The 12,734-nt window shown below is 61.9% G+C and carries 13 protein-coding genes; 9 read left to right on the top strand and 4 right to left on the bottom strand.

What is annotated here, in order from left to right; all coding sequences use genetic code 11:
* Window positions 1–162: 162 nt before the first annotated feature.
* The gene (locus tag ACWGS8_RS25075; RefSeq protein ID WP_454583426.1) at window positions 163–420 is read left to right on the top strand and encodes a DUF2934 domain-containing protein; all 258 of its coding nucleotides are present in this window, start codon (window positions 163–165) and stop codon (window positions 418–420) included.
* An 83-nt stretch (window positions 421–503) separates the two neighbouring features.
* Here the strand turns inward: ACWGS8_RS25075 and ACWGS8_RS25070 are convergent, their stop codons facing one another.
* The gene (locus ACWGS8_RS25070) at window positions 504–1,196 is read right to left on the bottom strand and encodes a glutathione S-transferase family protein (RefSeq protein ID WP_454583425.1); all 693 of its coding nucleotides are present in this window, start codon (window positions 1,194–1,196) and stop codon (window positions 504–506) included.
* A gap of 67 nt (window positions 1,197–1,263) precedes the next feature.
* Between ACWGS8_RS25070 and ACWGS8_RS25065 the strand changes: the two genes are divergently transcribed.
* Complete coding sequence (locus ACWGS8_RS25065; protein ID WP_454583424.1) at window positions 1,264–1,776, top strand: DinB family protein; 513 nt, start codon at window positions 1,264–1,266, stop codon at window positions 1,774–1,776.
* A gap of 78 nt (window positions 1,777–1,854) precedes the next feature.
* On the opposite strand, the gene ACWGS8_RS25060 is transcribed toward ACWGS8_RS25065, so the two are convergent.
* A complete protein-coding gene (locus ACWGS8_RS25060; RefSeq protein WP_454583423.1) occupies window positions 1,855–2,814 on the bottom strand; it encodes a LysR substrate-binding domain-containing protein in 960 nt (319 codons plus the stop codon).
* 112 nt (window positions 2,815–2,926) lie between these two features.
* Here ACWGS8_RS25060 and ACWGS8_RS25055 point away from each other — a divergent pair, with 112 nt between their 5' ends.
* The 7 genes from ACWGS8_RS25055 to ACWGS8_RS25025 all read left to right on the top strand — a co-directional run bounded on the left by ACWGS8_RS25055 (window position 2,927) and on the right by ACWGS8_RS25025 (window position 10,998).
* Complete coding sequence (locus tag ACWGS8_RS25055; protein ID WP_454583422.1) at window positions 2,927–3,763, top strand: hypothetical protein; 837 nt, start codon at window positions 2,927–2,929, stop codon at window positions 3,761–3,763.
* A 45-nt stretch (window positions 3,764–3,808) separates the two neighbouring features.
* Window positions 3,809–4,735 carry a DMT family transporter gene (locus ACWGS8_RS25050; protein ID WP_454583643.1) on the top strand — a complete coding sequence of 309 codons (927 nt, stop codon included), beginning with the start codon at window positions 3,809–3,811 and terminating at the stop codon, window positions 4,733–4,735.
* Window positions 4,728–4,931 carry a hypothetical protein gene (locus ACWGS8_RS25045; RefSeq protein WP_454583421.1) on the top strand — a complete coding sequence of 68 codons (204 nt, stop codon included), beginning with the start codon at window positions 4,728–4,730 and terminating at the stop codon, window positions 4,929–4,931. Before ACWGS8_RS25050 ends, ACWGS8_RS25045 begins: the two co-directional genes overlap by 8 nt.
* A 152-nt stretch (window positions 4,932–5,083) precedes the next feature.
* A complete protein-coding gene (locus ACWGS8_RS25040; RefSeq protein ID WP_454583642.1) occupies window positions 5,084–5,536 on the top strand; it encodes a MucR family transcriptional regulator in 453 nt (150 codons plus the stop codon).
* 802 nt (window positions 5,537–6,338) lie between these two features.
* Entirely contained in the window at window positions 6,339–8,216 is a 1,878-nt protein-coding gene (locus ACWGS8_RS25035; protein WP_454583420.1) for an ABC-F family ATP-binding cassette domain-containing protein, read from the top strand.
* Between the two features lie 98 nt (window positions 8,217–8,314).
* On the top strand, window positions 8,315–8,632 hold the full coding sequence (locus ACWGS8_RS25030; protein ID WP_454583419.1) for a hypothetical protein: 318 nt from the start codon (window positions 8,315–8,317) through the stop codon (window positions 8,630–8,632).
* Window positions 8,633–8,889: 257 nt separating this feature from the next.
* Window positions 8,890–10,998, top strand: coding sequence for a molybdopterin-containing oxidoreductase family protein (locus ACWGS8_RS25025; RefSeq protein ID WP_454583418.1), 2,109 nt, complete (start codon window positions 8,890–8,892; stop codon window positions 10,996–10,998).
* 24 nt (window positions 10,999–11,022) lie between these two features.
* On the opposite strand, the gene ACWGS8_RS25020 is transcribed toward ACWGS8_RS25025, so the two are convergent.
* Entirely contained in the window at window positions 11,023–12,210 is a 1,188-nt protein-coding gene (locus ACWGS8_RS25020; protein ID WP_454583417.1) for a flavin-containing monooxygenase, read from the bottom strand.
* Between the two features lie 28 nt (window positions 12,211–12,238).
* Window positions 12,239–12,718: an Lrp/AsnC family transcriptional regulator gene (locus ACWGS8_RS25015; protein ID WP_454583416.1), complete on the bottom strand. Its 480-nt coding sequence runs from the start codon at window positions 12,716–12,718 to the stop codon at window positions 12,239–12,241.
* Between the last annotated feature and the right edge of the window lie 16 nt (window positions 12,719–12,734).

Below are 12,734 nucleotides of genomic sequence, written 5' to 3'. Positions count from 1 at the left end.
CTCTATACAGGCCGCCCGGAGCCAGAGCAAGGGGTCGGAGCGCTCCGCGCTTCCGGTCAGGCCGGCGAGCCAGGAGACGACATCAGACGGCTGCACAGCAACGCTTTGCTTGCTATAGTCACGCGTCGGCGCCGCGCTGAAGTCGGCCCGAATGGAGACAACATGACCATGGCAGACGATCGTCAGGAGCGCATTCGCAACCGCGCACATCAGATCTGGCAGGAAGAGGGGCAACCGGCCGGTCACCACGAACGCCATTGGCACCAGGCGGCAGCCGACATCGATCGGGAAGATGCGGGCAAGCCGTCGGCAGCCAAGAAGTCGGCCAAGAAGGCATCTGGCGCCAGCAAGGCCAAAGCCGCTCCAAAGGAAGAAAAAGCTGCCGCGAAAGCAAGCAAGCCAAAGAAGACGGCCAAGTAGGCGCGCTATCCCGCCGCTGATTTTCGCCGCGCATTGACGGCGCGTCCAACCCGCCTTGCGGGCAGGGCTGGCGCGTGCGGCCGTCAGGCCGCTGCGACAACCTTTCGTCCCAGTCCGCCATGCAGGTCGAGGCAACGCGCGAACCATTGCGCCACGACGTCGCTGTCTTCAAGCAGCTGATAGGGCGTGGCGATGCGCGCCCATTGCAGCGCGCCGAAGACGATATAATCCGCAAACAGCGGCGCGGCGCCGCCGATAAAAGGCTGGTAGCCCAGCATCGAGCGCAGCGGTTCGAGCGAAGCCCGAAACGCCGCCAGGCCGGCATCGCGCACCGCGACGACATCTTCCAACCGCTTGCCAAGGCGCTGCTCCCGGCTCAGCCGGAAATACACGGCGTTCTCTTCGTCCTGCATGCCATGGAGGTCGACGAGCGCCGCGGTGGTGACGTAGGGATGGATGGTCAATTGCGACCAGCGCTCGATGAAGCGCGCCATCGCCTTGCCGCCTTCGCCGCCGAACAGCGTCGGCCGGTCCGGATAGGCTTCCTCGAGATAGAGCGCGATGGCGAAGGAATCGATGACGACCTTGTCGCCGTCGCGGATCACAGGAACGGTTTTCGAAGCGCCGCCCTCGATGGTGGGCACCTCGAGAAAACGCGTCGGCGCGGTCGAGATATCCAGCCCCTTGTGGGCCAGCGCCATCGTCGCCTTCCAGCAATGCGGACTGAACGGACGGCTCTCGTCACGCCCGACGAGCTCATATAGCAGAATGGTCATTGGCGCCGGTCTCTTTGCGGTCTAGGTATCGCTCGCGACACCCCGAAACGGGGCGGCGGGAGAAAAGATGAAACAGCACTTCATGATGTTTGCGGCGTATAATCAATGGGCCAATGGCCGCATCTATGATGCCGCTGCGGACCTCGATGAAGAGGAATTCAATCGCGATGTCGGCGCCTTCTTCGGCTCGCTGATGGGCACTCTCAACCATCTGCTTGCCGCCGATCGCATCTGGATGAAGCGCTTCACCGGCGAGGGCGACGCGCCGACAGCACTGGACGCTATCCTGCATCGGGCCTTGCCCAAGCTGAGGACCGCGCGCGAAGCTGAGGACCGGCGGATCATCGACTGGCTCTCCGGCTTGGGCGACAAGGCGCTGTCGGGCCGCTTCACCTACATGACAGTGTCGGATATGCGCACCGTCTCGCAGCGCCTTGCGCCCGCGCTGGCGCATGTCTTCAACCACCAGACCCATCATCGCGGCCAGGCCCATATGATCCTGACGGTTCTGGGTCGTCCTTCCGTGCCGCTCGATCTGGCGCATTTCCAGCGTACCGAAGAGGGCAGGGCTTTCGCCTAATCCAGGCGGCCGGCCAGCGCCGACTACCGCCGCATCTTTTGCAGAAGCATGGCCTTCACGTCAGGCCATTCGGTAATTTCAGACAGCTTCGGTAGCCAGGTCGCGGATTTCACTGTCCAATTGGCGTTGCGTCAAAGCCGCTTCCGCCATGACCCATTGTTTGAACAGCAGCACCTTGCGTGCGGCAAGGCACTTGTGGGGGGAGACGAAATACCAACCGGCGCTATTCGTGTGGTGGACGGCAAAGGGAGCGACCAGCCTTTCGGCGCGGATGTCGCTGGCCATATAGGCACGGTTGGCCACCGCAAAGCCCATTCCGGCATTGGCCGCCTCGTAGGACATCATGCACGAGTCGAAATAGATGCTTTTGGTCTCGCTGAGCACGAAGCTGGCGCCGGCGAAACCAAGCCAGGATTGCCAGTTCTGGGTACAGGTGTCGGAATGCAGCAGCGTGAAGTGCCTGAGGTCGTCGGGCGTCACCTTTGACACCGGCTTGTCGCCGAGAACCTCATGGAACAGTTTGCGGCTGCACACCGGTGTCAGGTCTTCCCGAAACAGCAGATCGGATGGCAGCCCGTTGAAATGGCCGTCGCCGTAGCGGATTTCGAGATCGAAATCGGAGGCCGCGAACTCATGCGTCGCGTAGGAGGTCGAAACCCGCATCACGATATCGGGATATTGCCGCTGGAACTCCGGCAGGCGCGGGAACAGCCAGCGCGCGGCGAAGGTCGGCAGCACGGATATCTTCAGCACATGTTCCTGCGATTGCCCGGTCGCTTCCATGCTGGCAGCGACGATCCGCTCCAGCGCCTCGCGAACACGCGAGACATAGGTCTCACCCTCCGGCGTCAGCGACACCGCATTGCCGCCGCGCTGGAAAATCTTGAAGCGGAGCTGATCCTCCAGGCTCTTGACGCGCTGGCTGACCGCTGACGCGGTGATGAACTGCTCCTCTCCGGCTCGCGTGAAATTCCCGTGGCGCGCAGCACTCTCCACGATTTTCAGCGAATTGAGGTTGACCTGACTGAGCAAACGCACGGGCTTCGACCTTAAGCTGGGCTTACACTAGCACCAGCATTCCTAATTTTACAGGGGGTGCTAATTTAATCGACTGTTAACCAAGTGTTTGCCCCCCACTTGGAGAAGTACAATGAACGCACATACCATACCCGATCTGCGCTATGCGATGAGCCGCGAGGCCATTATCGGCCACGAAACCGCCTGGAAAGTGTCGAGTTTCGGCGTTGCACAGTATCTGCATGGCTATGACCCGGCGCTGCTCGCCGCGATCGAGGAGGCCGCCCTGAAGCTCAAGGCCAGCCATGCCGTGCACAAGCACCTCGACCTGACCTTCATCACTGGCGCCGACCGTTTCATCCCCGAAATCAAGGAGTTGCTGCACGACAAGCTGCGCCTGGAGCGGCTGTCCGACATGATGGGCACGAAGCTGGAGCCCTATCCGCTGTCGATCGTCGGCTCGACCGTCACCTTCATGAATCCCAGGGACGGCGCCGTCGAATGGCATTGCGACGGCGTTCCGGTCACCGAACTCATTCCGCTGTCGATCAGCGACCCGCTCGTCGGCGGCCATCTCGAAATCTATTGCGACGATTCAGAGACCGGCCGCGCCATCCTCGAATCCGGGCGCGAGATCCCGCGCAACCGCATCATGCGCATCGATCACAAGATGAACTACGCGACGCTCGGACAGTTCCTTGGCGTCCTGCATCGCACCGCCCCGATCCAGTATGGCGAGCGCGTCACCCTGGTGCTCAATCAGCGTTCGGTGGCCAAGCCCTATGTCGACGACAACCGCATGTTCTATCTCGCCGCCGACAACGATCACGACCGTGAATGGGTCAACGAGCTGGCTGAAGACGTTTGGACCAACCAGTTGCCGGCCTATCGACGGTTTGAGGCGGAGCATCCGACGCCCGCCCCGGCCGCCGATGCACCGGTTGCGGGCGGAGCCAGGGAATCATGGTAGTCGACCATGATCCCGAAAAGCGGGAGCCGGTCTTCGGACGAGATCATAGTGCAACACAGGGATAGAGCCCGAGGCCGATTTTTTCAGCACGGATCAGCTTCAGTATCCGCGCTGGTCTTTGCAGCTGGCGCGGTGGCTCTGTGGTCGACCAATGCCTTGGTCGGCAAATCCCTGCTGGCGAACCACCCGGTGTCGCAGGTGCAGTTCCTGCAATTTGCGGGAGCTGCACTGGTCTTCGCCTTGATCCGGTTCATGAGCCGTGAGGAAGCGCCCCTAATGGCGCCGGGGGCGGCATTGGCTCCTCTCGCGGTCGGCTTCATAGGTCTGGTCGGCACCATGGTGCTGCAATACATCGCCTTCGCCTCGATGCCGGTGATCGAAGCCAATCTCGTGGCCTACACCTGGCCCTTGATGGTCGCCGCGGCGGTGATCGCCTTCGACAATCCCCGGCGTCCGGTCTTGCTGGGTCTTGCCGCGGCCCTTGGCTTTGTCGGCGTCGCGCTGGTGATTTCGGGAGGGCGTGAGAGCAGCTGGTTCCAGGGCGATCTCGTCGGCTATTTCGCCGCATTCGGGTCTGCGCTGTGCATGGCGTTCTATTCGGTGATGGTGGGACGGCTCGCCACGTCGCCCGATCGCCTGCTGCTGCCTTCGTCGCTGGTCGGCGTCGCCTTGACGCTTCTGTGGTCCGCTCGAGAAGGCGTCGCCTGGCCCGCCGGCATGGATCTCGCCCTCGGGCTCTATCTCGGCGCCGGCCCGATGGGGCTGGGTTATTACTTCTGGTCGCGCGCCTTGAAGCTTGAAGGCAGCGGCAAGGTCGCGGTCGTCGCCTATCTCACGCCGATTGCATCGACGCTGCTGCTGACCCTGTCCGGGGAACGGTTGACGACGACCGCCATTGCCGGCGCCGTCCTCGTCATTGGCAGTTGTATCGCGGTCGGTCTGGAGCGCTCGGAGGCGCAAGACTATGTTTGACGACAATGAACGTCTCGCCAGGCAGGAAGCGCATTGGCTGATCAAGGAATTTGGCGCCGAGGCACCGCTCTACGCGGCGATGAAGGCCGAAAAGGCGATTGAGCAGAAGGATTTCGGGCGATGCGCCCGTTGGCGGCGTATTCTTGAGATATTGGCCGACGCCCGGACAAGCAAATCTGCTGCTTCCAAGTATTAGATTTTCTAATTTGCGCGGCGTCGATTTCCCATAAAGATAGTTGACGCCAAGTCTTGATTCGTTCTGGCGCTTGGCGACCCGCTGGGGGACGCGGTTAAAGAGATACATCGACGAAAGTCTTCGCTGGGGTGGATGACTTTCTCGCAAATAGGATGAAAGAATTGTCAAATATCGAGGATAAGACCGTTATCGAGCTAACGGCCGATATTGTCTCGGCCTATGTAGGCAACAATCCGCTTCCGGCTTCCGGCCTGCCTGACTTGATTGCCAGCGTCAGTGCATCGGTTCGGAAACTGGCTGGTGCGGCCGTCGTCGAAAGCCCGAGCCTTGTTCCGGCTGTAAATCCAAAAAAGTCGGTGTTTCCCGACTACATCGTCTGCCTGGAGGACGGAAAGAAGTTCAAGTCGCTCAAGCGGCACCTTCGGACGGATTACGGCCTGAGCCCGGACGACTATCGGGCCAAATGGGGCTTGCCGCCGGATTACCCGATGGTTGCGCCAAACTACTCGGCGACCCGGTCGGCGCTGGCGAAGTCGACAGGGCTTGGCCGCAAACCGGCAGCAGCCCCGGCCGCCGTGGCAAAGAAAGGCAAGGCAAAGGCCTGACAGCGGGCGGCCTGAAAAAAAAAGGTCCGGCCGTTTTGTTCTGTGCAAGTCGCGGCACGATTGCCTGGTGCAATCGTTCTGCCGGGTCGATGTGAGCGGGGCGCAGTTTGGGCGCCGCGCTCCGTAAAACAAAGATCTGGAGCAGTTCACCCGTGAAACGTGAACTGCTCCAAATTTCTATTTTGATGCAATTCCCCGTGGGGAAAGCGCAATGCGCTTTTCCCCAGTTAAACTGTCCACACTGGAATTGCTCGGTGGGCCGAAACCTTTAGGTGGTAATTAACATTGCCGCGCGTCCCTACGACCACGATGATGTCGTCGCCGTCCTTGGGAAGGTCGCCACTCCATTTGGGTGACACCCGCATCGATTTTGCCCGACCTTGCGCCAAACGAATAAGTAGCACTCGCGCCTCGCTCGACACCGTCGCTGATGATGGCGCTGGACTTGCCTGCGGGAAAATGGATCGGCGCCAGCGGATAATCGCCTGCATTCTGCCCATATGCCGCGCTCGCACCGACGACGACGGCAGCTGAAAGCAAAGTTGAGACAACGCTGTTCTTTGTCAACATTCATTCTATTCTGTTTAGTCGGTGCGAAAATTATATAAACACGGTTTGGATCAGTATAAATTCCTTAGGCCAGTATCTTCAATATCCGTTCCGGCGGCTTGGCGATCGCAAGTGCGAGCGACGCCGGTTGATGCCAGAAGGCCCCGCCGGCTGCCGCCGTTTTCATGCGCGATCGGGCCGACCAGGCTGCAAGGTCTTGCGAAGCGTCGATGTCCGGTGCAAAAGCGCGGCCATGCTGATCATCAACGACCTTTCGCTCCGCATGGCCGGGCGCCTGCTTCTCGGCCATGCCTCGCTGACCTTGCCCGCCGGCACCAAGGCCGGCCTTGTCGGCCGCAACGGCACCGGCAAGACGACGCTGTTCAAGGCCATCACGGGAGACTTTCCCTCCGAGACTGGTTCGATCAGCCTGCCGAGGAACACGCGCATCGGCCAGGTCGCGCAGGAAGCGCCCGGAACCGAGGAGCCACTGATCGAGATCGTGCTCAAGGCAGACCTCGAACGCACGGCGCTGCTCGAAGAGGAAAAAACCGCCACCGATCCGCACCGCATCGCCGACATCCACATGCGGCTGGCCGACATCGACGCCCATTCAGCCGAGTCCCGCGCTGCCACCATCCTGGCCGGCCTCGGCTTCGACGACGCGGCGCAGCGCCGGCCGGCCTCGTCCTTCTCCGGCGGCTGGCGCATGCGCGTGGCATTGGCTGCCGTGCTGTTTTCAGAGCCGGATCTGCTGCTGCTCGACGAGCCGACCAACTATCTCGACCTCGAAGGCACGCTGTGGCTGGAAAACTACGTGTCGAAATACCCGCACACCGTGCTTTTGATTTCGCACGACCGTGACCTGCTCAACCGCGCCGTCAACTCGATCGTTCACCTCGACCAGAAGAAGCTTACCTTCTGGCGCGGCGGCTACGACCAGTTCGAGCGGCAGTACACCGAGCAGAAGGAATTGCAGGAAAAGGGCCGCGTCAAACAGGAAGCCGCCCGCAAGCACATGGAATCCTTCGTCGAGCGCTTCCGCGCCAAGGCCTCCAAGGCCAGGCAGGCGCAGTCACGCATCAAGGCCCTGGAAAAGATGAAGCCGATCGCGGCCATCGTGAACGATTCGGTGCGGCCGTTCTCCTTCCCGGAACCGGTGAAGACCGTGGCCTCGCCGATCGTGGCGCTGAACAACGTCAATGTCGGCTATACCGAGGGCCAGCCGATCCTCAAGAAGATGACGCTGCGCATCGACGCCGACGACCGCATCGCGCTGCTCGGCGCCAACGGCAACGGCAAGTCGACCTTCGCCAAATTGCTGTCGGGCCGGCTGAAGCAGGAGACCGGCACGATGACGGTGGCGCCTGGGCTGAAGGTGGCGATCTTCGCCCAGCACCAGCTCGACGATCTGCGCCCGGAAGAAAACGCCTATGAGCATGTCCGCCGGCTGATGCCGGAGGCGCCGGAATCGAAGGTGCGCGGTCGCGTCGCCCAGTTCGGCCTGACCACCGAGAAGATGAATACGCCAGCCAAGGACCTGTCCGGCGGCGAGAAGGCGCGCCTTCTGATGGGCCTGTCGGCCTTCGAAGGGCCGAACCTGTTCATCCTCGACGAGCCGACCAACCATCTCGACATCGACAGCCGCGAATCGCTGATCCATGCGCTCAACGAATTTCCCGGCGCCGTCATCCTGATCTCGCATGACCGCCATCTCCTGGAGGCGACGGCCGATCGGCTGTGGCTGGTCAAGGATGGCGCGGTCAACCCGTATGATGGCGACCTGGAGGACTACAAGACACTGGTCACCGGCGTGTCCGGCGACCGCCGCGGCAAGCGCGAGGCGGACAAGGCGTCAAAGGCCGACCGCCGCCGCGACGCGGCCGCGCGCCGCGCCGCCTTCGAACCGCTGGCCAAGGAAATCCGCGCCACCGAGGCGCTGATGGACCGCATCCGCAAGCGCATCGACGGCATCGAGGATGAGCTCGCCAATCCGGCGATCTACGAAAAGGATCCCTCGACCGCGACACGCCTGGCCAAGGAGCGCTCGCAACTCGCCCAGACGCTGGCCGGCCACGAGGAAAAATGGCTGACCATGTCGGCCGAGTATGAGGAAGGCACGGCGGAGTAGAGCTAATCTCCCCCACAACAAGGGGAGAAGGGGAAGCTGCCTCTACACGCCGCCTCGACATCCAGCTAATCTCATGTCCGGACAAGCCGGGGCGACCTATGTCAGCCATGGACGGTTTCATCGATGAGTTTGTGCGCGAGGACCGGTTCTTCTTCGGCTTGCACCAACGGCAGTTCGACCCTGTCGCGGCCAAGCGTGCTTTGAAAGCTCTAAAGCGCACCGAGATCGGTGCCAATCATGGGGCGAACTATCGTCTTGTCGATCTTCTGTTTAACGCCGGCGTCGAACTCAGTACATGCGCATACTACAATCGCGGCAACGAAATATTCGATCGCGAATTCAACTTACTCTTCTTTGCGATTGCCGAGAGGTTCAATTTGGTCGGTAAATTAGGCGATGCGATGCGCGGGAAATAGCACTCGGGGGGCCATTGATGTGCAAGGAATCATGGATCGAGGCTGGCAAGATACTGGCGGTTGACCTCAAAGCTGTCGTCAAAATGCCCCGACTGTGGCGGGGCGGAACTGGCGGTTTTCGACACTCCGGCAGGCCAGCCCATATCGAGCGGCACATGTGTTGTCCGCGATGCGGTGGCTACAATGCGCTGCTCAAGCGCACTGACGGTGTGTAACTGGCCCTACACGCCACGCGCGAAACTCGCTAGACATGCTTTATGAACCAACACGCCAAGCTTCGCATCGGCCACTCGGCCTGTCCGCATGATTGCCCGTCGACCTGCGCGCTCGAGGTCGAACTGCTCGATGGCAACCGCATCGGCCGTGTCCATGGCGCCAAGGCCAACACCTACACATCCGGTGTCGTCTGCGCCAAGGTCGCCCGCTACGCCGACCGTGTCCATCACCCCGACCGGCTGCTGAAGCCGCTGATCCGCGCCGGTGCCAAGGGCGATGGTGTCTGGCAGGAAGCGAGCTGGGAGGCGGCGCTCGACCTCGTCGCCGAAAAGTTCATCGCGGCTGAAGAGAAATACGGCTCGGAGACGGTCTGGCCCTATTTCTATGCCGGCACGATGGGACTGGTACAGCGCGACGGCATCGACCGGCTGCGTCACGCCAAAAAGTATTCAGGCTTCTTCGGGTCGATCTGCACCAATCTCGCCTGGACCGGCTGGATGATGGGGGCAGGCGCCTTGCGTGGGCCCGACCCGCGCGAGATGGCAAAATCCGACTGCGTGGTGATCTGGGGCACCAATGCCGTTGTTACCCAAGTCAATGTGATGACCCATGCCATCAAGGCGCGCAAGGAGCGCGGCGCGAAAATCGTCGTCATCGACGTCTATGAAAACGCGACGATGAAACAGGCCGATATGGGCATGGTGCTGAAGCCCGGCACCGACGGCGCGCTGGCCTGTGCGGTCATGCATGTGCTGTTCAGGGAAGGCCTGGCTGATCGCGCCTATCTCGAAAAATACACCGACGACCCGAAGGGGCTGGAAGCGCATCTGCAGCCGCGTACGCCGGAATGGGCGGCCCAGATCACGGGCTTGTCGGTCACCGAGATCGAGACCTTTGCCCGCCTCGTTGGCACGACCAAGAAAACCTATTTCCGGCTCGGCTATGGTTTTGCCCGCCAGCGCAACGGCGCCGTCAACATGCATGCCGCCTCCTGCATCGCCGCCGTCACCGGCAGCTGGCAGTATGAGGGCGGCGGCGCCTTTCATTCGAATTCCGGCATCTTCAAGCTCAACCAGGAGGTGTTGGAAGGCACCAGGATGCGCGATCCAGCGATTCGCTACCTCGACCATTCGCGTATCGGCCCGGTGCTGACTGGCGCCAGCGACGCGCTCTATGGCGGACCGCCGGTGACGGCGATGCTGATCCAGAACACCAATCCAGTGAATGTCGCGCCCGAGCAGCGGCTGGTGAAGCAGGGCTTTTTGCGCGACGACCTGTTCACTTGCGTGCACGAGCAGTTCATGACCGACACGGCAAGGCTCGCCGATGTCGTGCTGCCGGCGACGATGTTTCTGGAACATGACGATGTCTACAAGGGCGGCGGCAACCAGCACATCACGTTGGGGCCGAAGCTGATCGAGCCGCCGGAAGGGCCGCGCACCAACCATTTCGTCATCGAGCAACTGGCGGAGCGCCTGGGGGTCGCCGACCGTCCGGGTTTTGGCCTCACTGAACAGCAGCATATCGACATCATTCTCGGCAAGCGTGGGCTGGGCGGCTTCGACAGCTTGAAAGCGCAGAAATGGATCGATCTGCAGCCGGATTTCGAGACCGCGCATTTCATCAAGGGGTTTGGCCATGCGGATGGAAAATTTCGCTTCCGCGCCGACTGGACCGGCCAGGCGGCTCCCAACCGGCCGCCGAAGAGCATGGGCCTGTTCGGACCGGTGGAACAGCTGCCCGAGTTTCCCGACCATGTCGACCTGATCGAAGTGGCCGACGAGGCGCATCCATTCCGGCTGACGACCTCGCCAGCGCGCAACTTCCTCAACTCGACCTTTGCCGAAACGCCGGTGTCGAAGGAGAAGGAAGGCAGGCCGTCGCTGCTCATGCATCCCGATGACGCGGCGGACCTTGGGCTTGCCGATGGCGACCGCGTCGAGGTCGGCAACCAGCGCGGCGACCTCGTGCTGCATGCGAAATTCTTCGATGGCATCAAGCGCGGCGTGGTGATCGCCGAAGGCATCTGGCCCAACAGCGCACATGAGCGCGGCGAGGGCATCAACGTGCTGACGGGCGCCGATGCACCGGCGCCCTATGGCGGTGCCGCCTTCCACGACAACAAGGTCTGGCTGCGCAAGGCTGGTTGATCCGAGCGAAACGGTGGAGATCGACTATACCGGCAGGATTTCAGCCGCCTTCTTCCTGTTCAGCCGGTGTCTTATGTCGTCGGCGATCGCCTGGGCTTCTATCCCGATTTCGCGCAGCAATCCGGTGACTGCATTGTGGAAACCGACGAGGTAGAGGCCGAGATCCGAAGCTTTGGGGGTAACGCCGCTGCGGTCGGGCTGGATGCCAGGCTCGAGAAATCTGGCATAGCCCGGGCGGTAGCCGGTGGCGAAGATGATCGCATCGAATTCGCCGTGTTTGCCGTCGGCAAAACGGGCGCCGCGTTGCGAAATCTCGGCGATATCGGGCGCGACCTTGATGGCCCCTTCGCGGATCTTGCCGATGGTGCCGACGTCGATCACCGGAATGCGCGATGCAATCGCGATCTGTTCCAGCAGTCCCTGTCCCGGCCGTTTGAGCCCGTATTTGTCCAGCCGTCCTAGCACCAGGTCGAGAATGACCGGGAAAAGAAGATCGTTGAGGCGTTGCGGACCGAGGCGCGTCGCCATGCCGACCATCTGGATGGGCACGCCGAACAGTTCGCGTGGCACGATATGAACGCCGCCGCGCACGGAAATCGTCGGTTGTGCGCCGTTTTCCGCCAGATCGAGCGCAATCTCCGCGCCGGTGTTGCCCATGCCAACGACCAGCACCGACTGACCGGCGAAAGGCCTGGCATTGCGATAGTCGGCGCTGTGCAATGTCTTGCCGGTGAAGCTGTCGATGCCGGTAAATCCGGGCCGCGAGGGCTCGGCATTGTAGCCTGACGCGATCACCACATGTTTGGCGCGCAGCGGGCCGGATGTCGCCTCCACATGCCAGCCGCGCCCCTCTCGGGTGACCGCATTCACCGTTGCTCCGAAACGAGGCTTGAGGTCGAAGCGTTGCGCATAGGCATCGAGATAGTCGGCGAAAAGATCACGCGGCACATAACGCGGATAGTGTTTGGGAAACGGCACGAAGGGCAGCGACGAATAGCGCTTGGTCGTATGCAGGTGGACGCGCTCATAGTGGCGCCGCCAGGCAGGCGCCGCCTGCTGCTCTTTTTCGATGATGATGAAGTCGACGCCGGCCTGCCGCAGGCATGCGGCAACCGCCAGGCCCGCCGGCCCGGCCCCGATGATCGCTACTGTTGTGGTGTGGTCCAAGCGCGCCTCCCAGCTCAATTCGCGTCCTGAGAATGTCAAAAGCATGGCGGCGGAGCCTGCCAGCCGGCAAGGCTCAATCCGGCAACGGCACCGTCAGCCCGACCTTGACGCGGTCCATGGCGACGAAGGTGCGGAATTTCCGGACATTGTTGCTGCCGAAGAACAGTTTTCGCGTCAGCGCCTCATAGGCGCCCATGTCTGCCACGGTGATGACGAGGATGAAGTCGGCCTCGCCGGTGACATAGTAGCATTGCTGCACTTCAGGCGTTTGCGAGAATTGCCGCTTGGCCGCGTCGATCAGTTCGGTGCGCTCGCTCTCCAGTTCCACCTCGACGAAGATGGTGATGGGCTGGCCGACCGCCGCGGGTTCGATGATTGCGACATTGCTTGCGATGACACCGGCCTGCTCCATGCGCTTGATCCGGCGCTGCACCGCCGGCGCCGACAGGTTCACCGCTTCGCCGATCAGCCGCTGCGGCGTCGTGTTATCGCGCTGCAGGATGGCAAGGATGGCGAGATCGAAACTGTCGAGCGGAGGCGATGATGCAGGCAATGGCGGTATCCCGGTG

The sequence above is a fragment of the Mesorhizobium sp. 43Arga genome (assembly GCF_053714255.1).
This window is presented reverse-complemented; position numbering and strand designations above follow the sequence as displayed.

Bases quoted from the DNA above. Each gene is read 5' to 3' on its own strand.
- ACWGS8_RS25025 (WP_454583418.1), top strand. From the start codon at position 8,890: ATGAACCAACACGCCAAGCTTCGCATCGGCCACTCGGCCTGTCCGCAT.
- ACWGS8_RS25030 (WP_454583419.1), top strand. From the start codon at position 8,315: ATGTCAGCCATGGACGGTTTCATCGATGAGTTTGTGCGCGAGGACCGG.
- ACWGS8_RS25055 (WP_454583422.1), top strand. From the start codon at position 2,927: ATGAACGCACATACCATACCCGATCTGCGCTATGCGATGAGCCGCGAG.
- ACWGS8_RS25020 (WP_454583417.1), bottom strand. From the start codon at position 12,210: ATGCTTTTGACATTCTCAGGACGCGAATTGAGCTGGGAGGCGCGCTTG.
- ACWGS8_RS25035 (WP_454583420.1), top strand. From the start codon at position 6,339: ATGCTGATCATCAACGACCTTTCGCTCCGCATGGCCGGGCGCCTGCTT.
- ACWGS8_RS25075 (WP_454583426.1), top strand. From the start codon at position 163: ATGACCATGGCAGACGATCGTCAGGAGCGCATTCGCAACCGCGCACAT.
- ACWGS8_RS25065 (WP_454583424.1), top strand. From the start codon at position 1,264: ATGAAACAGCACTTCATGATGTTTGCGGCGTATAATCAATGGGCCAAT.
- ACWGS8_RS25070 (WP_454583425.1), bottom strand. From the start codon at position 1,196: ATGACCATTCTGCTATATGAGCTCGTCGGGCGTGACGAGAGCCGTCCG.
- ACWGS8_RS25040 (WP_454583642.1), top strand. From the start codon at position 5,084: ATGAAAGAATTGTCAAATATCGAGGATAAGACCGTTATCGAGCTAACG.
- ACWGS8_RS25045 (WP_454583421.1), top strand. From the start codon at position 4,728: ATGTTTGACGACAATGAACGTCTCGCCAGGCAGGAAGCGCATTGGCTG.